This is a genomic window from Collinsella aerofaciens (genome assembly GCF_002736145.1).
Classification (GTDB): Bacteria; Actinomycetota; Coriobacteriia; order Coriobacteriales; family Coriobacteriaceae; genus Collinsella; species Collinsella aerofaciens_A.
This window is the reverse complement of sequence record NZ_CP024160.1, coordinates 1,568,693-1,588,353: the sequence shown is the minus strand read 5'-3', so window position 1 is coordinate 1,588,353 and position 19,661 is coordinate 1,568,693. Positions and strand designations below refer to the sequence as shown.

Sequence of the window (19,661 nt, the reverse complement as noted above, 5' to 3'; positions counted from 1 at the left end):
CCCTGCAGGGTTCGAGAAAAACGTATTACCGTACCTGCGGCATAAAGAAGGTCTTAAGAAAACGAACAGGTGCGTATTAACCGATGCTTTTTCGGTTGTACTTTAGCGATTGGCTCGTACAATAGTCACCAATGTTTGGCGGGAACTGTTCTGTGAAGCGTTAAAAAGGAAAGTGAGGACGCCAGTGTTTCAGATAGCCGATCTGCTCGCTATCGTTGCAGGCGCCATCGCGGGCGCAATTGCCTTCCTTCCCTTTGTCTTTACGCTCAAGCCGGTTCTTGACGATAAACAGAATGCGGACATGCTCAAGGGTATGGTGAGTCTGGCGGTCTCGGCAATCGCCCTGCTCGTCTTTACCTTGGTTGTGTTTGTGTTGTTCGGAGAGGCATTTCGCATGTTCCTCCTGGGCGAGGCGATCGGCTTCGTGGCCTTTATGGCCGCCTGCACGGTTCGCGTCGCCAAGGCGCTGCGAGATCCTCATGAGGTCGAAAGGTAAGTCGTGGAAATTTTTGAAAAGCTGCCTGATGAGATTAATCATCTGGTCAGCGAGTTCAGCTCCACCCCTGTCGTGGGCGATCTGAGCTGCGGCATCACGCAGTACTCGTTTTGGCTGATCGTCTCCACGATCGTGCTCCTGATCGTCCTGGCCGTGTTCAAGAAGAAGCAGACCCTGGTTCCCAAGGGCTTCTTCGTCAACGGTTTCGAGTACATCATCGAGTACGTCGAGAACGATATCGGCAAGGGCGTCGTGGGTGAGAACTGGAAGAAGCACTTCCCGTTCCTGTGCTCGCTTTTCCTGTTCATCCTGATCAATAACATGATCGGCCTGATCCCGGGAATGAAGCCCGGCACCGGCGCAATCGGCTCCACCGCCGCGCTCGCCATCTTCGCCTTCGTGTACTTCATCTACTACGGATGCAAGGCTCACGGCGTGATCGGCTACATCAAGAGCCTCGCCCCGCAGGGCGTGAGCTTCCCGATGAACGTGCTCGTGTGGGTCGTCGAGCTTTTCTCGACCTTCCTGCGCCTCATCACGCTCGCCGTCCGTCTGTTCTGCAACATGTTCGCAGGACACGTGGTCATGGGCTCGTTCGCCATCATGGCGAGCATGTTCATGCAGCCGCTGCTTCAGCAGGTTTCCGCGGCCCACGCCGTCGGCGCCCTGCCTTCGCTGGCCTGGCTTGCCATCCTCATCCTGATCTATGCGATCGAGCTTGTGGTCGGCGCCATCCAGGCTTACGTCTTCACGGTCCTTACCGCCGTGTATGTCTCCGAGGCAGAGGAGGTCGCGGAGGAGGAGTAGCCTTCCGTTCGCGCCTTAAAGGTAAGGCAATTCGTTAAACCGCCGGTGCCCGTACCCATGGAGCCCGGCAGTTATAAAAAGGTTATCCTGCGTGAAATAAGACACGCACGACAAAGGAGGAATCGTGGGAGTTATCGGTTACGGTCTCGGTGTTATCGGCGCTGGTCTTGCTATCGGCCTGTCTGCTCTGGGTGCTACGGGTGCTATGGCCCGTCAGCCTGAGGTCCAGGGCCGCGTGTTCACCGTCTTCATCATGGGCTCCGCCTTCGGCGAGGCTCTGGCTCTGATCGGCTTCGTTGTCGCGCTGATCGTTAAATAGCACGGAGCGTCAAGTATGAATCTTTCATCCCAGAAGAGCGCGATCGCACTCTCCGCGTCCGCGGCCGCGCTGCTCATGCCGGTTTCCGCGTTCGCCGAGGACGGCGCTGCCGGTGCGGACATCCTCATCCCTAAGATGGCGGAGTTCATCCCGGCGCTTATCGCCTTCCTGATTATCTGGATCGTGCTGGCCAAGGTCGCCCTGCCGGGCATCATCAAAACCATGGAGGAGCGCGGCAAGAAGATCGAGGAGAGCCTCGACGAGGCCGAGAAGACCAAGCAGGAGGCTATCGCCAAGCGCGCTGAGTCCGACTCGATCGTCACCGACGCCCGTCGTCAGGCTGCCGACATCGTTCTCGAGGCCCGTAAGGACGCCGAGTCCGAGCGCGCCCGTATCATCGAGGCTGCTCACAAGGAGGCCGAGGAGATCATCGCCAAGGCCCATACGACCGTCGAGGACGAGCGCAAGTCCATCTACGCCGGTGCCGCGAGCTCCATCGCCGACCTGTCCGTTGCCGTCGCCACCAAGATCGTGGGCGAGGCACTCGAGGACGAGGCCGAGCAGAAGAAGCTCATCGAGCGCTACATCCAGGAAGCAGGTAGCCTGAATGCCGACTAGCCGCTATCAGGACAAGGTGCTCGAGACCTACGCGCGCTCCCTTCTGGAAGCCGCTAAGGCCGAGAACCATGTGTTCGAGGACCTCGAGATGATCGAGCGCCTGGCTTCTGCCAGCCCCGAGATCATCGCCGTGCTCGACACCATGTCCAAGCGCGACCAGCTCGACCTTCTTCCCAAGGTGGCAGCTGCCTTTAAGTATGTTGCCGAGGAAGACGAGGATGTAGTGGGCGTGACCGTCACCACGGCGATCCCGCTCGACGACGAGCTGCGTCAAACCATCACTAAGAAATGCGAGCAGGACTTCGGCCGCAAGGTATTCCTTATCGAGCAGGTCGACCCGTCTATCGTGGGCGGCTTGGTGCTCGAGGCACGCGGCGAGCGTCGTGACATTTCCGTCAAGACGCAGCTGCGCGTCGCGCAGGAGACCCTCGCAAACTCTGCTAATTCGTACGGAGGTGAAGCCTAATGTCCGAAACCCTCAATGCCCAGGATATCGCCAAGAAACTGCAGGAGCAGCTCACGAGCCTCTCCGCGACGGTCGATACGCATGAGGTTTCAACGGTCGACGAGGTAGGCGACGGCATCGCGCGCGTCTCCGGCCTCAAGAGCGCCATGGCAGGCGAGCTTCTGGAGTTCAAGAGCTCCGATACCGGTGAGACCGTCTTTGGCCTTGCCCAGAACCTTGACCGTGACGAGGTCGGTGCCGTTCTGTTCGGTGCCGTCGACTCCATCAAGGAAGGCGACGAGTGCCGCACCACTGGCCGCATTATGGATATCCCTGTGAGCCGCGCCATGCTCGGCCGCGTCGTCAATCCGCTCGGCCAGCCCATCGACGGCCTGGGCGACATCGTCGCCACGCACCGTCGCCCCATCGAGTTCAAGGCCCCCGGCGTCATCGACCGTACCCCGGTGTGTGAGCCGGTTCAGACCGGTCTGCTCGCTATCGACTCCATGGTGCCTATTGGCCGCGGTCAGCGTGAGCTCATCATCGGCGACCGTAAGACCGGTAAGACCGCCATTGCCATCGACGCTATCCTCAATCAGCGCGGCAAGGGCATGGTCTGCATCTATGTCGCCATCGGCCAGAAGGCCTCTACGGTTGCCAACATCCGCGAGACCCTCGCTCAGCACGGTGCGCTCGACTACACCATTATCGTTTCGGCCACCGCTGCCGATTCCGCCCCTATGCAGTACATCGCGCCTATGGCCGGTGCCGCTATCGGCGAGTTCTTCATGTACAACGGTGAGGACGGCAAGCCCGCCAGCGAGACCAACCCCGGCGGCCACGTGCTCGTCATCTACGACGACCTGTCCAAGCAGGCTGTGGCTTACCGTCAGATGTCGCTGACGCTGCATCGTCCGCCCGGACGCGAGGCCTATCCTGGCGACATCTTCTACCTGCACTCTCGTCTGCTCGAGCGTGCAGTCAAGATGTCCAAGAAGAACGGTTATGGCTCCATGACGGCTCTTCCGATCATCGAGACCCAGGACGGCGACGTCTCGGCCTACATTCCGACCAACGTCATTTCCATTACCGATGGTCAGATCTACCTGCAGTCCGAGCTCTTCTTCCAGGGCCAGCGCCCGGCAGTCGACGTGGGCATTTCCGTGTCCCGCGTCGGTGGCGACGCACAGACCAAGGCCATGAAGCAGGTCGCCGGCAACCTCCGTCTGGACCTCGCTTCGTACCAGGAGCTCGCCGGCTTCACGCAGTTCGGCTCCGACCTTGACGAGGCTACGCAGAAGCAGCTTACCCACGGTGCTCGCATGACCGAGCTCCTTAAGCAGCCGCGCTACAAACCGTTCGAGGTTGGCGAGCAGATCGTTACGCTGTTTGCCGGCAACGAGGGCTTCCTGGACGATCTGGAGATCGCCGACGTGCTGCCGTTCCGTGCCGAGCTCGTCGAGTACATGGACAATGGCTTTGGCTCGCTGCTCGACAAGGTTCGCGCCAAGAAGATCGACGATGACACCAAGGCTGAGCTCCTGCGCGTCATCGGCGACTTCAAGCAGCAGTTCATGGCCAAGCACCATGCCGATACGACTGGATCAGAGGAGAACTAAGCCCCATGGCCAACCTTCGCGACATTAAGAAGCGAATCTCCTCGGTTACCACGACCAAGCAGATCACGCGCACGATGGAGATGGTCTCTACGGCCAAGATCCGTCGTGCCCTCGATCGCTCCAAGCAGGCCGAGCCCTATAAGGAGGCGCTGACCGACGTCATGTTGACGGTCGCCGGCGACGCCTCCTGTTCGGGCACCGATCCCATGCTGCAGAAGCATGAGAGCGTCAAGCATGGCCTGATTGTCGTTATTGCCTCGGACCGCGGCCTTGCCGGCGGTTTCAATACGACGGTGGAGCGCACGGCCGAAAAGCTCGCCGCTTCTTGGGCGAACGACGGCATCGAGTGCGAGATCATCGCGTGCGGGCGTAAGCCGGCCACGTATTTCCGTGACCGCGCAAACGTCGTCATGCACTTTGAGGGCAACTCCTCTGAGCCCGATTTCAATCAGGCCCGCATGATCTCCTCTCATATCTGCGATGCGTATCGTGCCGGTGAGCTTGACCGTGTCGAGCTTGTCTACCACCACGCCAAGAACCGCGTGGATCAGGAGCTTCGCGTCGAGCATCTGTTGCCGCTCGACCCCGAGATGATCGCTATGGCCCACGGTCCGCGTAAGAACGAGACCGACGCCCCTAAGCGCATCTCGTCCACGTTCGAGTTCGTGCCCTCTCCCGAGCATGTTCTCGGCAAGCTTGTGCCGTCTTATATCCTGACGGTCATCTACCAGGCCCTGATCGATTCGGCGGCTGCCGAGCAGGGTGCACGCCGCAAGGCCATGCACTCCGCGACGGAAAACGCCACCGCGATCATCTCGACCCTTACCCGCACGTATAGTCGCGTGCGTCAGGCTTCGATCACGACCGAGATTAACGAGATCGTCGGTGGAGCCTCAGCATTGGAGGAACAGTAATGGCTAATAACACCGTAAAGCTTGCGGTCGAGGAAGCCACCAAGAAGACGACTGCCGGTGATGGTCGCATCGTGCGTATCATCGGCCCTGTCGTCGACGTCAAGTTTGACGGTGCGGTGCCCCCGATCTACAACGCGCTCACGGTCGAGGCCGAGACCCCGATCGGTCATCTGAGCACGATCCTCGAGGTCGAGAGCCAGCTTCCGGGCGGTGTGGTCCGCACGGTCGCCATGTCCTCGACCGACGGCCTGCAGCGCGGCCTCATCGCCACCGATACCGGTGAGCCCATGAAGATGCCCGTTGGTCCTAAGACGCTCGGCCGCATTTGGAACGTCATGGGCAAGCCCGTCGACGGCAAGCCCATGCCCGAGGTGGAGGAGTTCTATCCCATCCACCATGCAGCGCCCCGTTTCGACGAGCTCACCACCAAGACCGAGATCTTCGAGACCGGCATCAAGGCCGTCGACCTGCTCGAGCCCTACATCCGTGGCGGCAAGACGGGCCTGTTCGGCGGCGCCGGCGTTGGCAAGACCGTTCTGATTCAGGAGCTCATCAACAACCTCGCCCAGGAGCACGGCGGCACCTCGGTGTTCACCGGCGTCGGCGAGCGTACCCGCGAGGGCACCGACCTGTTCCTCGAGATGAGCGAGTCTGGCGTTATCGACAAGACCTGCTTGGTCTATGGTCAGATGAACGAGCCGCCCGGAGCGCGTCTGCGCATCGGTCTGGCCGGCCTTACCACCGCTGAGTATTTCCGTGATCGCGGCCAGGACGTTCTGCTGTTCATCGACAACATCTTCCGCTTCTCCCAGGCAGGTTCCGAGGTTTCCGCACTGCTGGGCCGTATGCCGTCCGCCGTTGGTTACCAGCCCACGCTGGCAACCGAGATGGGCGACCTCCAGGAGCGCATTACCTCGACCAAGACGGGCTCCATTACCTCCGTCCAGGCTGTCTACGTCCCCGCAGACGACCTGACCGACCCGGCGCCTGCCACGACGTTTACGCACCTCGACGCCACTACGGTTCTTTCGCGTAGCATTTCGTCGCTCGGCCTGTTCCCGGCTATCGACCCGCTCGCGTCTTCCTCCGACGCTCTCGATCCCTCGATCGTCGGCGAGGAGCACTACCGTGTCGCCGTCAAGGTCCAGGAGCTCCTGCAGGAGTACTCCGACCTTCAGGACATCATCGCCATTCTGGGTATGGACGAGCTGTCCGAGGAGCAGCGCCTTACGGTCAACCGTGCCCGTAAGATCCAGCAGTTCCTCTCCCAGTCCTTCCACGTCGCCGAGAAGTTCACCGGCAACCCCGGTGTCTACGTCCGCGTCGAGGATACCGTCCGCTCTTTCGCCGAGATTGTCGACGGCAAGGCCGATGACCTGCCCGAGCAGGCTTTCCGCTATGCTTCCACGATTGAGGACGTGCGCGAGCGCGCCCGCAAGATGGGGGAGAAGTAGGTTATGCGTATCCGCATCGTGTGCCCCGTGAGCTGCGCCTATGAGGGCGACGCTGCGTTTGTGTCGATTCCGTCCACGGATGGCGAGTTTGGCGTTCTGCCTGCTCACTCCAGCGAGATCTGCACGATCGACCGCGGTTACGTTCGCGTTTCCGATAAGGCCATGGGCACTGTTGACCACACGTTTGCCGTGGCCGGCGGCTATGCCCAGGTTGCGGACGATGTCGTGACCGTTCTCGCCGAGCGCGCTTGCGATTTGGCGACCGTCGATGCCGACAAGCTTAAAGCTGATATTCAAGGTTTTGAAGAGAAGCTGGGTAATTTGTCGGAGGATGATGCACGCCGCGCCTACCTCTATAATGAAATCGCATGGTGTAAGCTCAAGCTTGCCCAATAGTCAAACGATTTAGCGTTCGACCATTTGCGAACACATCATGCCCGGGATGGCCCAGCCACCCCGGGCATGCTTTTTGAAAGGGTAGACCTTGGATATTATCCGCGTTGAGGGTGGCCACGCCATCGGAGGCTCCGTGCCCGTCTCGGGTGCCAAGAACTCCGCGCTCAAACTCATGGCGGCAACGCTTCTGGCGCCGGGCAAGACGACGCTGCAGAACGTGCCCGATATTTCCGATGTCCACGTGATGGGCAAGGTGCTCAAGGGCATGGGCGCCACGATCGATGTCCTCGACGAGCACACGCTCGAGATCGATACCTCTCAGGTCGATTCTTGGGAGGCCCCCTACGAGCTCGTTGCCAAGATGCGTGCTTCCACCGCCGTCATGGGGCCCCTGCTGGGTCGCTTCCATCGCGCCAAGATCGCCATGCCGGGTGGCTGCAACCTAGGTGCTCGCAAGATCGACATGCATATTCTGGGTCTCGAGGCCCTGGGCGTTGAGTTCGATACCGCCCACGGTTACATCAACGCTAATGCGCCCCAAGGTCTGCGCGGTACCACCGTCACGCTCGAGTTCGCCAGCGTCGGTGCGACCGAGAACCTCATCATGGCCTCTGTGCGCGCACAGGGCACCACGGTTATCGACAATGCCGCCCGCGAGCCCGAGATCGTCGATCTCGCTAACATGCTCAACGAGATGGGCGCCAAGATTGTTGGCGCCGGTACGCCCGTCGTGACTATCGAAGGCGTGGAAGAGCTCCATCCCGTTATCCATCGCGTGGTGGGCGACCGCATCGAGGCCGGTACCTTTATCGTTGCCGGTGCGTTGATGGCCGACGATCGCGGTGTCGATGTCACGGGCTTTTGCCCCATTCATTTGGGCATGGTGCTCAAGAAGATGGAGCTCATGGGTATCGACTGCGAGCGCGTCGAGGATGGCGTCCATGTGAACCGTGCCGGGCGTATCAAGCCGGTCGACATCCAGACGCTTCCGTTCCCCGGTTTCCCGACCGACATGCAGGCGCAGATTATGGTGCTCTCCGCCCTTGCCGACGGCAGTTCCGTTATTACCGAAAACATCTTCGAGAATCGCTTTATGTTTGCCTCTGAGCTGGTGCGCATGGGTGCCAACATTCGTATCGAGAGCCATCATGCCATGATTCATGGCGTCAAGGGCTTCTCGGGTGCACAGGTTACCTCGCCCGATCTGCGTGGCGGAGCGGCCCTCGTCGTAGCGGGCTTGATCGCCGACGGGACGACCGAGGTTTCGGCCATCCATCATATCAAGCGCGGCTACGAGCAGTTTGTCGAAAAGCTGCAGGCGCTCGGCGCGCATGTCGAGCATGCTACCGTCCCCGATCCCGTCATCTACTAATACAGGTTGCCTATGTTTAATAAAAAGCCCCTCGCGGATACCACCACCCGAAGACCCTCAACTGGTGCGCAGGCCAAGATCTATAGTCGCGATAACGTGGCTCGCTATTCCGAGCGCGCTCGTCAACGTCGTCGTAGCCACACGATTCGTCACGTCGCGCTCATTGTCGTGCTTGGCGTGCTGCTGAGTGCCACTACCGCTGCCGGCCTGTGGTTTGCCACCATTATGGGCAAGCTCGGCGATTCTAATGTCATTACCGACAATCTGCGTCGGGTTCTGGTTGACACCGATGAGGCAAAGGATCCGTTCTACGTGCTGCTTCTTGGCACCGACGGCCGTCCGGGCGAAGATACGTATCGTGCCGACTCGATTATCCTGGCACGCATCGACCCCACGCAAAAGCAGGCGACGCTCATTTCCGTTCCGCGCGACACCAAGGTCGAGTACAAGGGCGAGACCATGAAGATCAACGCCTGCCATACCGTTGGCGGCGCCGAGGCCATGGTCGAGGCGGTCAACGAGCTGTGCGGTGTTCAGATTTCCCACTATGCCGAGGTCAGCTTCGACGGTATGCAGGCGCTGATTGATTCGGTTGGCGGTATCGACATTAACGCAACCGATGATGTTGACGACCCCGAGCACCTGGATATTAAGATTACCGCTGGTCAGCAGCATATGGACGGTGCCACCGCCCTTACCTATGCCCGCTGCCGCTACACCTATGCCGACGGCGATTACACGCGCATGCGCCACCAGCGTCAGGTGCTTGGCGCCCTTGCCAACCAGATTCTCAATAACTTCGATGCCACGAAGATTTTTGGCCTGGTTAATTCGCTGTCCGATATGCTCGTAACCGATATGAGCGTTCAGGATATCGTGGCTACGGTCAATGCCATGCGCGGTATGGATGTCGACGGTATCTACTCGGCCAACCTGCCCTCGTACGCCGACGACAGCACCATGATCGACGGCGTGAGCTATGTCTTTGTCTACGAAGACGAGCTTAAGGAAATGATGGAGCGCGTCGATGCTGGCAAGGATCCCAAGGGTCCCAACACCATGGGTCTTTCCGACGGTTCCAGCTCTACGATCGGCGACCTGAACAACAACACGTCTGACGATTACGCAAACGGTACCGCAACCTCATCGGTCAGCTCTGACGATTCTGATGACTCAAGCGATTCGAGCGATTCGGACTACTACGAAGAGCCCACCGGCGACGGCAACGGCTACGAAGCCAACTACTAAGTTACGCGGTTTTACCAAACCGCGTAACCGCTTGACGCTGCAAACCCGCCAGAGCGGCAATCTGCCTTTCAACTTCGGCGGCATGATCAAAAAGTTACGGCGTTTTACCAAACGCCGTAACGGCTCGACGCTGCGCGCCGCCCAAGGCGACAATTTGTCATTCAAAAGGCAGGGCATGACCAGAAGGTCAATGCCCTGCCTTTTTCATGCCAACTTGTTCGCCTTGGACGTCGCTCGCTGACGTTGGCTCAACCTGCGGTGCTGACTACTCCCTTTGCGCCAAAAACCGCCCCGTTCTCGGTTTTGAGGACGGGGCGGTTTTGCTTACCTAGATTGTTCGAGTTCCTTATGCAAAGCGGGCGACGAGCTCCTGGAGCACGTCGGTCATCTTGACGAGCGAACTGACCGGGACGAACTCGTTGACGCCGTGGTAGCAATAGCCGCCGGTGGAAAGGTTGGGGCAGGGCAGACCGCGGAACGACAGCTGGGCGCCGTCGGTGCCGCCGCGAATCGGCAGCACTTGGGGCTCAACGCCGCAGGCAAGGTAGGCTTCCTTGGCAACATCAATAAGCTCGGGATAGTCACGAACGATCTCGGCCATATTTCGATACTGCTGCTTAATCTCGACCGTCACGCGCTCCTCACCCAGACGCTGGTTGAGCATCGAGGCGGCGGCATCAATAAGGTCGAGTTTCTGCTGGAACTTGGCGGCGTCATGGTCGCGGACGATATAGCGCGCCGTGGCGTGATCGACGGTCGCAGATACACCCTCAAGGTGATAAAAGCCCTCGTAGCCCTCCGTATACTCCGGGCGCTGCACGTAGGGGAGCAACGCGTTGAAGTCGCAGAACAGATTGCCTGCGTTGACCATACGGCCCTTGGCGTCGCCCGGGTGGATGGACTGGCCCTCAAAGCGGATGGTCGCCTCGGCGGCGTTAAAGCACTCCCACTCCAGCTCGCCGATGGGGCCGCCGTCGACCGTGTAGGCGTACTTGCAGCCAAAGGTATCGATATCCAACAGCTCGGCTCCGTGGCCGATCTCCTCGTCAGGGCAGAAGCAAATGCCGAGTGCGGGATGGGGCAGAGAGGGGTCCTGAGCGATACGCGCGACAAGCGACATGATCTCGGCGACGCCTGCCTTGTCGTCCGCGCCCAGCAGCGTGGTGCCATCGCTGCAGACCAGGTCCTCACCCGCGAGGTCGTTCAGGGCGGGAAGCTTGGCGGTACTCATGGCAACGGGCTTACCGTCAACCGTGCCGCAGACCAGGTCGCCGCCTTCGTAGTGTACGATGTGCGGCTTCACGCCGGCGCCCGGTGCAACTTCGGTGGTGTCGAGATGGGCGATCAGGCCCAGGGCGGGCTTGTTCTCAGCGCCCGCACTTGCGGGGATATGCGCGCAGACATAGGCGTGCTCGGTCACGTGGGCATCTTCCGCACCAAGCTCGCGCAGCTCTTCAGCCAGCACGTTGGCAAGGTCAAACTGAACGGCGCTCGAGGGTACCTGGTCGCAGTTTGCATCCTCGGACTGCGTGTTGATCTGGACGTAGCGCAAAAAGCGCTCGAGGACATCGGGGTTCGTGGTGGTGTTTTCCATAAAGACCGCTCCAATCTTGGTCGTCGTGTGCAACAAGAACTCTAGCACGGTATGCCACGGCATACCGCGACGCTTGGATGGGGTAGAATCAGCCATTGAATGCAGAAGGGACGGAAGATCATGGATACGACAAATAGCTCGCGCGAACTACATCTGACGGTGGCGAACGAAGACTACTTGGAGTGCATGGTTCGCATTGAAAACGAAGAGGGGGAAACCAACGGCGTGCGATCGGTCGACATCGCGCAGCGCCTTGGCGTCTCCAAGGCATCGGTCAATAAAGCGGTTTCGGCGCTCAAGGCATCCGAGCTTGTCGAGCAATCGCACTACGGCAAGGTAATCCTGACCGATCGCGGCCGCGAGGTTGGCACGGCTATCTGGTACCGTCATCGCCTCATCCGCACGTTTTTGGTTCAGGAGCTCGGTGTCGAATTTGAGCGAGCCGATTCCGAGGCCTGCATGATGGAGCATGCGCTATCCGAGGACACGATGAACCGCTGGCTCGCCTATCTCGAAAAGCAGGGAATCAGCGTCGAGGAATAGCGGGATATATATGGATACGAGTTATTACAATCGCTTTGGTGCCGAGGAACTTACGCGCCGCTTGTCGAGCGAGACCTTGTTGGCGCAGGGCCCCATGGGCAGTGTTCTGTTGAGTGAGTACGATGCCGCCGATATTCCACCGGCGTTTTGGAATCTGGCAGAGCCGCAGACCGTTTCTCGTATCCATCGCTTGTATGTCGCCGCCGGCGCGCAGGTACTCATTACCAATACCTTTCAGGCATCAAGCTATGCCCTCAAGCACGACCAGATTGCGCCGTCCGTGGCGGAGGTCAATCGCGGGGCCGTCGACGATGCCCGCCAGGCGCACCCTCAGCTGCTGCTAGGCTCGATGGGTCCGATCGGTATTGAGTGGTTTGCCGAGGACTCGGCCGAGTTTCGTGAGATCCGAGGCATTGCGCGCGAACAGGCGCACGCCTTGCTCAATGCTGGTGTTGACGGTCTGCTGATCGAGACGGTGACGTCTATCCGTAATTTGCAGCCCATGCTTGCCGGCGCCCGAGATGCCGCCGACGGCATGCCTGTTCTGGTGAGTTTTGTCGTTGACGATAAGGGCGACCTGTTGGGCGATGGCCTCAACATCGAGGCAGCCGTTTTGTACGCCGAAAAACACGGCGCAAACTCGGTTGGTGTTAATTGCTGTTCGCTTGCGGCCGCGAACGCGGCGGTGCCCAGGATGGTTGCATCGGCGACTACTCCCGTCACGGTGCGTCCCAACGTGGGCGATCCGGTCCAGACTCAGGATGGCCCCGTATGGCACGAGAACCCCGAAGCTTTCGCGCGCGCATGCATCGAATGGAGACATGCCGGTGCCGCAATGGTGGGCAGTTGCTGTGGAACCACGGCAATCACTACGGCAGCGATGGCCGAGGCGCTCGATATATAAAGGGCAAAACCGCTCCATACGGGGCGGTTTTTTATTGCTTGCATGTCCTCGGCAGCATTTGCCCAAATGGTGAATGCTGGTGCCGGCAGGTTGCCGAGTGCATGTTGCGGGTATACCCCATGCGTACCATGATCCAAACACTGTGAGGTGTCTGCGCGTGTGCGCGATAATTCATTTTGGAACTGACGGTTGGCGCGCTCGCGTCGATAAGGACTTCACTGCCGATAACGTTGCCCGTATCGCCGATGCCGTCGGCGAGTTGTGGCAAAAGACCAATCCGGGCAAAACGGTATATATAGGGTTCGACACCCGGCCCCTGGCGCGCGAGTTCGCTGAGCTTGCGGCGGGCGTGCTAGCAGCGCACGGGCTGGACACCGTGCTCGCTTCGCGACCTGTTCCGACCCCTGCCCTTACGTGGGCGGCGGCTTATGACGGTGAGGCGTGCGGCGCGCTCATGGTGACGGGGTCCCATCATCCGCAGGGTTATCTGTGCCTCAAGATTCGCATGGGTGACGGCTCGACCGCCAACCAGGATGTCATCGAAGAGCTCGAAGAGACCATGGCTCCCGAGCCAATGGGGATCGAGGGGCAATATCGCACCGCGGATATCATTCCTGACTATATGCAAGCGGTGGCATCGTTTGTCGATGCCGAAGCCATCCGCGCCGCGCACTTGCGCGTGGTTGTCGACCCCATGGGCGGCGCAGCCCAGGGCTATCTAGCCGACTTGCTGCGCGAGCTTGGCGTTGAGGTGCACGAGATTCACGCCGGGCAGGCGTCTGATCAAGAAGATATCTGCCCCGACCCCGTTGAGCCTTGGGTGGACACTTGCGAGCGCACGGTTATCGAGGACGGAGCTTGCGCTGGCCTGGTGACCGACGGCGACGCCGACCGTATCGGCGCGGTTGACGAGCGCGGCAGATATATACATCCGCATCAGATCATGGCGCTCGTTTTAGGCGACTTGGTTCAATTTCGTAATTTGGAGGGGCGCGTCGTCGTCAATCTTTCATGCTCGACGCTCGTGCGTCGCATTGCCGAGGCGCTTGGCTGCCGCGTGACCGTCAAACCAGTCGGTTTCAAATATATAGCGGCGGAGATGAAGAAGGGCGGCGTCCTCATGGGCGGCGAAGAAGCCGGTGGTATCGGCATCGCCGCGCATATGCCCGAGCGCGATGGAATCCTCGCCTGTCTGATTCTGTGTGAGCTTATGGCAAAGACGGACGCGCCTTTGGGCGTTCTGGTCGACCAACTCGAGGACAGTTTTGGTAAGACGAGTTACGGTCGACGCGATTTGCGCCTTGAGGCCGAAGATGCCGAAACGTTACGAACCCTGCTGCCGGGCGTAAACCCCAAGTCGATTTGTGGCAAGGTGCCGCAAAACGTTAGTCATATGGATGGCTTGCGTTTAGCATTCGAGGATGACACGTGGCTGCTGGTCCGTCCTAGCGGGACCGAACCAGTGGTGCGCGTCTACGCCGAGGGGTTCTCGGTGGAAGAACGTGATGAGTTGCTCGATGCTGGCTGTGCTTTAGCTAGGGGAACGTATCCGCTTTAACCATGAGACTGCCTTATATAAAGAGATGCTCGGCGAGCGGTAGTTAACGGCTGGCAAACGTTAGTCGGATCCCAAACTGTGTAGGAAATGTGTACGCCCAGATTCCCGCCCCCGGGGCCCCTCCGGTCTGGCAATATATCTCCTTGCCGCGCGGCCCGGTCGGACCGGACCAGCCGCCAGGCGTGCACCTTGAGAACCGGATACTGCGAGGATGGACACTTACTTCAGTGTCGCATCCGGGCAGACATCGAACCATTTGAAATGGTCTAACTTGGATTTGTTTTTCGCAAGGCCGCCGAGAGGCGGCCCCGAGAAATTCCTTTTCCTATACTAAAACCATATGAATCGAACGGAACCGATCAGCGATGAACTGAGAGGACCGGACGGGCTCGAAGCCCATACATTTTGGACGGAGAGTTCGATCCTGGCTCAGGATGAACGCTGGCGGCGCGCCTAACACATGCAAGTCGAACGGCACCCATCTTCGGATGGAAGCGAGTGGCGAACGGCTGAGTAACACGTGGAGAACCTGCCCCCTCCCCCGGGATAGCCGCCCGAAAGGACGGGTAATACCGGATACCCCGGGGTGCCGCATGGCACCCCGGCTAAAGCCCCGACGGGAGGGGATGGCTCCGCGGCCCATCAGGTAGACGGCGGGGTGACGGCCCACCGTGCCGACAACGGGTAGCCGGGTTGAGAGACCGACCGGCCAGATTGGGACTGAGACACGGCCCAGACTCCTACGGGAGGCAGCAGTGGGGAATCTTGCGCAATGGGGGGAACCCTGACGCAGCGACGCCGCGTGCGGGACGGAGGCCTTCGGGTCGTAAACCGCTTTCAGCAGGGAAGAGTCAAGACTGTACCTGCAGAAGAAGCCCCGGCTAACTACGTGCCAGCAGCCGCGGTAATACGTAGGGGGCGAGCGTTATCCGGATTCATTGGGCGTAAAGCGCGCGTAGGCGGCCCGGCAGGCCGGGGGTCGAAGCGGGGGGCTCAACCCCCCGAAGCCCCCGGAACCTCCGCGGCTTGGGTCCGGTAGGGGAGGGTGGAACACCCGGTGTAGCGGTGGAATGCGCAGATATCGGGTGGAACACCGGTGGCGAAGGCGGCCCTCTGGGCCGAGACCGACGCTGAGGCGCGAAAGCTGGGGGAGCGAACAGGATTAGATACCCTGGTAGTCCCAGCCGTAAACGATGGACGCTAGGTGTGGGGGGACGATCCCCCCGTGCCGCAGCCAACGCATTAAGCGTCCCGCCTGGGGAGTACGGCCGCAAGGCTAAAACTCAAAGGAATTGACGGGGGCCCGCACAAGCAGCGGAGCATGTGGCTTAATTCGAAGCAACGCGAAGAACCTTACCAGGGCTTGACATATGGGTGAAGCGGGGGAGACCCCGTGGCCGAGAGGAGCCCATACAGGTGGTGCATGGCTGTCGTCAGCTCGTGTCGTGAGATGTTGGGTTAAGTCCCGCAACGAGCGCAACCCCCGCCGCGTGTTGCCATCGGGTGATGCCGGGAACCCACGCGGGACCGCCGCCGTCAAGGCGGAGGAGGGCGGGGACGACGTCAAGTCATCATGCCCCTTATGCCCTGGGCTGCACACGTGCTACAATGGCCGGTACAGAGGGATGCCACCCCGCGAGGGGGAGCGGATCCCGGAAAGCCGGCCCCAGTTCGGATTGGGGGCTGCAACCCGCCCCCATGAAGTCGGAGTTGCTAGTAATCGCGGATCAGCATGCCGCGGTGAATGCGTTCCCGGGCCTTGTACACACCGCCCGTCACACCACCCGAGTCGTCTGCACCCGAAGTCGCCGGCCCAACCGCAAGGGGGGAGGCGCCGAAGGTGTGGAGGGTGAGGGGGGTGAAGTCGTAACAAGGTAGCCGTACCGGAAGGTGCGGCTGGATCACCTCCTTTCTAGGGAGATACATTCTTAGAGAGAAACACTTTAACTCGAATAGAGGGCAGGAGCCCGTCCGGTAGATGTCCCGCCACGGATGATTCCCCGCAGCACCCGGTCCCCGGGGTCGCACCCGCGTACCTTGAGAGCCGCATAGCGATAGGAGAGAGATGGAAGATCCGAATCTTCCAGACTCGATTCTTTTCTGCGATTTAAAGACAGAATGATAGCAATCATTCATCCGATCCAAACAAGAAGAATTCACTTAATTATGAGTGAGGAGCATCTGATCGCGAGCACAGTCAAGACTGTGCCGCGGTATGAGATACCCGAATTGCGACATACGAGCGCTATTCATGATATCGATTAATTGACTTAATTAGCGACACGTGGATATCCCGCGGGCCCGATGCGGTCCCGCAAGATACCACGGGCGCACGGCGGATGCCTTGGCACAGGGAGCCGATGAAGGACGCGGCAAGCTGCGATAATCCCCGGCGAGGAGCACACATCCTTCGACCCGGGGGTCTCCGAATGGGCGAACCCATGCACAGCAGTGTGCATATCCCCCCGCTGAACACATAGGCGGGGGGAGGACAACCCGGGGAACTGAAACATCTAAGTACCCGGAGGAGAGGAAATCAATCTCGAGACTCCCCGAGTAGCGGCGAGCGAAAGGGGACCGATGGCCAAACCGTCGAGCGGGCATACCCGGCAGGGGTTCCGCCGACGGGGTTGCAGGGCCGCGCATCCGGGGGCTGCCGCCCCCGGGCGCAGGTCCGGCTGGGGAGCGGAACGGCATGGGAGGGCCGGCCGCAGCGGGTGACAGCCCCGTACGCGAACCCAGACCGGACGGCGCGACGCGGTCCCTGAGTAGGGCCGGGCACGTGAAACCCGGTCCGAACCTGGGTGGACCACCATCCAAGCCTGAGTACTACCCTGTGACCGATAGCGCACCAGTACCGTGAGGGAAAGGTGAAAAGCACCCCGGGAGGGGAGTGAAACAGTACCTGAAACCGTGCGCCCACGAGCAGTCGGAGCACCCTTGTGGTGTGACGGCGTGCCTTTTGTAGAATGAGCCAGCGAGTCGCTGGCGCGGGGCGAGGTTAACCGAAAGGGAGCCGGAGCGAAAGCGAGCCTTAACAGGGCGACTTGAGTCCCGCGCCGCGGACGCGAAGCCGGGTGAGCTATCCGTGGGCAGGCTGAAGCGGGGGTAAGACCCCGTGGAGGGCCGAACGCACGTCGGTTGAAAACGGCGGCGATGACCTGCGGATAGGGGTGAAAGGCCAATCAAACCCGGAGATATCTCGTTCTCCCCGAAATAGCTTTAGGGCTAGCGTCGCGCGTTCACCGCCGGAGGTAGAGCACCGGATGGACGAGGGGGCTTCGCCGCCTACCGAATCCAACCGAACTCCGAATGCCGGCGGCCCAGAGCGCGGCAGTCAGAGCATGTGGGCTAAGCTGTGTGCTCGAGAGGGAAACAGCCCGGACCGCCCGCTAAGGTCCCCAAGTTCCAGCCGAGTGGCAAAGGATGTGCGTCCGCCCAGACAACCAGGATGTTGGCTTAGAAGCAGCCATGCATTCAAAGAGTGCGTAACAGCTCACTGGTCGAGTGGACATGCGCCGACAATACACGGGGCTAAGCTGGACACCGAAGCGGCGGGATTTTACCTAAGTAGAATCGGTAGGGGAGCTTCCCATGGGCGGAGAAGCCGGAGGGCGACCGACGGTGGAGCGCATGGGAGTGAGAATGCTGGCATGAGTAGCGAGAGACGAGAGAGTAACTCGTCCGCCGTGAACCCGAGGTTTCCTGGGCAAGGCTAATCCTCCCAGGGTCAGTCGGGGGCTAAGGCGAGGCCGGTAGGCGTAGCCGACGCGCAGCAGGCAGACATTCCTGCACCGCGCACGCGGCGCTACGACCGACGGGGCGACGGATGGGGGTGGCTCGGCGGGGTTCTGGACGTCCCCGTGATGGAGCGCGGCCCGCGGACCAGGGAAATCCGGTCCGCACGAGGGCGAGGCTCCGGACGAAGCGATTGAGCGAAGCGAGTGAGCCCGAGGTCCCTAGAAAAACCCCTAGGCAGGCGCGTGCGCGCCCGTACCGCAAACCGACACAGGTGGGTGGGTAGAACATACCGAGGCGATCGGGTCAACCATGGTCAAGGAACTCGGCACAATGGCCCCGTAACTTCGGGAGAAGGGGTGCCCGCGCGTACGTGAACCGGCTTGCCCGGGGAGCGGAGGCGGGCCGCAGTGGAGAGGCCCAAGCGACTGTTTACCAAAAACACAGGACTCTGCAGAAGCCGCAAGGCGACGTATAGGGTCTGACGCCTGCCCGGTGCCGGAAGGTCACGCGGAGGGGTTAGCCGCAAGGCGAAGCCCCGAAGCCAAGCCCCGGTAAACGGCGGCCGTAACTATAACGGTCCTAAGGTAGCGAAATTCCTTGTCGGGTAAGTTCCGACCTGCACGAAAGGCGCAACGACTTGGGCGCTGTCTCGACCATGGACCCGGTGAAATTGCACTGGTCGTGAAGATGCGACTTACCCGCGGAAGGACGGAAAGACCCCGTGAACCTTCACTGCAGCTTGGCATTGGCCGCTGGTCCCGCGTGTAGAGGATAGGCAGGAGGCACAGATCCGGAGGCGCCAGCCCCCGGGGAGCCGCCCTTGGAATACTGCCCTCGCGCGACCGGCGTCCTAACCCGAGGCCGTCAACCGGCTCGGGGACCGTGCCAGGCGGGCAGTTTGACTGGGGCGGTCGCCTCCTAAAGGGTAACGGAGGCGCGCGAAGGTCCGCTCGGGACGGTCGGCAACCGTCCTTTTGAATGCAAGAGTACAAGCGGGCTTGACTGCGAGGCCCACAAGCCGAGCAGGTGCGAAAGCAGGCTCTAGTGATCCGGCGGCCCCGAGTGGGTGGGCCGTCGCTCAACGGATAAAAGGTACTCCGGGGATAACAGGCTGATCTTGCCCAAGAGTCCACATCGACGGCAAGGTTTGGCACCTCGATGTCGGCTCATCGCATCCTGGGGCTGGAGCAGGTCCCAAGGGTACGGCTGTTCGCCGTTTAAAGCGGTACGCGAGCTGGGTTCAGAACGTCGTGAGACAGTTCGGTCCCTATCCTCCGTGGGCGCAGGAGAATCGATGGAGGCTGCCCCCAGTACGAGAGGACCGGGGTGGACGCACCTCCGGTGAACCGGTTGTCGACCAACGGCACGGCCGGGTAGCCGCGTGCGGCGCGGATAACCGCTGAAGGCATCTAAGCGGGAAGCCGTTCCAGGGATTAGTTCTCCTTCCGGTAAGGGCCCAGGTAGACTACCTGGTCGATAGACGGCAGGTGCAAGGCTGGCGACAGCCTCAGCCGAGCCGCACTAATCGCCCGAGCTCTTCCGGAACCGCACCTCGCGGCCCGCGGGACTGAGCGCTCATGCGCGCGGTCCGGGCACGAGGATGCCCCCGAGTCATACTTTCCTATGCGCCATG

At 60.7% G+C, this 19,661-nt stretch carries 15 protein-coding genes and 2 rRNA genes; 16 read left to right on the top strand and 1 reads right to left on the bottom strand.

Going from position 1 to position 19,661, the window contains the following annotated elements; all coding sequences use genetic code 11:
* Window positions 1-184 precede the first annotated feature (184 nt).
* The 11 genes from CSV91_RS06985 (at window position 185) to CSV91_RS06935 (ending at window position 9,688) form a co-directional block, all read left to right on the top strand.
* Entirely contained in the window at window positions 185-496 is a 312-nt protein-coding gene (locus tag CSV91_RS06985; protein WP_022094264.1) for a hypothetical protein, read from the top strand.
* A 3-nt stretch (window positions 497-499) separates the two neighbouring features.
* On the top strand, window positions 500-1,303 hold the full coding sequence (atpB, locus tag CSV91_RS06980; RefSeq protein ID WP_022094263.1) for a F0F1 ATP synthase subunit A: 804 nt from the start codon (window positions 500-502) through the stop codon (window positions 1,301-1,303).
* A gap of 124 nt (window positions 1,304-1,427) precedes the next feature.
* On the top strand, window positions 1,428-1,622 hold the full coding sequence (locus CSV91_RS06975; protein ID WP_022094262.1) for an ATP synthase subunit c family protein: 195 nt from the start codon (window positions 1,428-1,430) through the stop codon (window positions 1,620-1,622).
* A 15-nt stretch (window positions 1,623-1,637) separates the two neighbouring features.
* A complete protein-coding gene (gene atpF, locus CSV91_RS06970) occupies window positions 1,638-2,240 on the top strand; it encodes a F0F1 ATP synthase subunit B (protein ID WP_099432316.1) in 603 nt (200 codons plus the stop codon).
* The gene (locus tag CSV91_RS06965) at window positions 2,230-2,706 is read left to right on the top strand and encodes a F0F1 ATP synthase subunit delta (protein WP_099432315.1); all 477 of its coding nucleotides are present in this window, start codon (window positions 2,230-2,232) and stop codon (window positions 2,704-2,706) included. The genes atpF and CSV91_RS06965 overlap by 11 nt, the downstream gene beginning before the upstream one ends.
* Entirely contained in the window at window positions 2,706-4,304 is a 1,599-nt protein-coding gene (gene atpA / locus CSV91_RS06960) for a F0F1 ATP synthase subunit alpha (protein ID WP_099432314.1), read from the top strand. Before CSV91_RS06965 ends, atpA begins: the two co-directional genes overlap by 1 nt.
* 5 nt (window positions 4,305-4,309) lie before the next feature.
* Window positions 4,310-5,218 (top strand): ATP synthase F1 subunit gamma, encoded by a 909-nt coding sequence (atpG, locus tag CSV91_RS06955; RefSeq protein WP_006235716.1) that lies wholly within the window; start codon window positions 4,310-4,312, stop codon window positions 5,216-5,218.
* Entirely contained in the window at window positions 5,218-6,672 is a 1,455-nt protein-coding gene (atpD, locus tag CSV91_RS06950; protein WP_006235717.1) for a F0F1 ATP synthase subunit beta, read from the top strand. Before atpG ends, atpD begins: the two co-directional genes overlap by 1 nt.
* 3 nt (window positions 6,673-6,675) lie before the next feature.
* Window positions 6,676-7,068 carry an ATP synthase F1 subunit epsilon gene (gene atpC, locus CSV91_RS06945; RefSeq protein WP_006235718.1) on the top strand — a complete coding sequence of 131 codons (393 nt, stop codon included), beginning with the start codon at window positions 6,676-6,678 and terminating at the stop codon, window positions 7,066-7,068.
* An 88-nt stretch (window positions 7,069-7,156) separates the two neighbouring features.
* A complete protein-coding gene (murA, locus tag CSV91_RS06940; protein WP_099432313.1) occupies window positions 7,157-8,440 on the top strand; it encodes a UDP-N-acetylglucosamine 1-carboxyvinyltransferase in 1,284 nt (427 codons plus the stop codon).
* A gap of 12 nt (window positions 8,441-8,452) precedes the next feature.
* Complete coding sequence (locus CSV91_RS06935; protein ID WP_089573100.1) at window positions 8,453-9,688, top strand: LCP family protein; 1,236 nt, start codon at window positions 8,453-8,455, stop codon at window positions 9,686-9,688.
* A 346-nt stretch (window positions 9,689-10,034) separates the two neighbouring features.
* On the opposite strand, the gene pepT is transcribed toward CSV91_RS06935, so the two are convergent.
* Entirely contained in the window at window positions 10,035-11,282 is a 1,248-nt protein-coding gene (gene pepT, locus CSV91_RS06930; RefSeq protein WP_099432820.1) for a peptidase T, read from the bottom strand.
* Between the two features lie 120 nt (window positions 11,283-11,402).
* Here pepT and CSV91_RS06925 point away from each other — a divergent pair, with 120 nt between their 5' ends.
* From CSV91_RS06925 to CSV91_RS06905, 5 genes are all read left to right on the top strand, one after another.
* Entirely contained in the window at window positions 11,403-11,825 is a 423-nt protein-coding gene (locus CSV91_RS06925) for a metal-dependent transcriptional regulator (RefSeq protein ID WP_099432312.1), read from the top strand.
* A 10-nt stretch (window positions 11,826-11,835) separates the two neighbouring features.
* A complete protein-coding gene (locus CSV91_RS06920; protein WP_055252635.1) occupies window positions 11,836-12,729 on the top strand; it encodes a homocysteine S-methyltransferase family protein in 894 nt (297 codons plus the stop codon).
* 157 nt (window positions 12,730-12,886) lie between these two features.
* Window positions 12,887-14,287 carry a phosphoglucomutase/phosphomannomutase family protein gene (locus CSV91_RS06915; protein ID WP_099432311.1) on the top strand — a complete coding sequence of 467 codons (1,401 nt, stop codon included), beginning with the start codon at window positions 12,887-12,889 and terminating at the stop codon, window positions 14,285-14,287.
* A 406-nt stretch (window positions 14,288-14,693) separates the two neighbouring features.
* Window positions 14,694-16,199, top strand: a 16S ribosomal RNA gene (locus tag CSV91_RS06910).
* Window positions 16,200-16,599: 400 nt separating this feature from the next.
* A 23S ribosomal RNA gene (locus tag CSV91_RS06905) occupies window positions 16,600-19,573 on the top strand.
* The 16S and 23S rRNA genes sit together here, the layout of an rRNA operon.
* The last annotated feature ends 88 nt before the right edge of the window (window positions 19,574-19,661 follow it).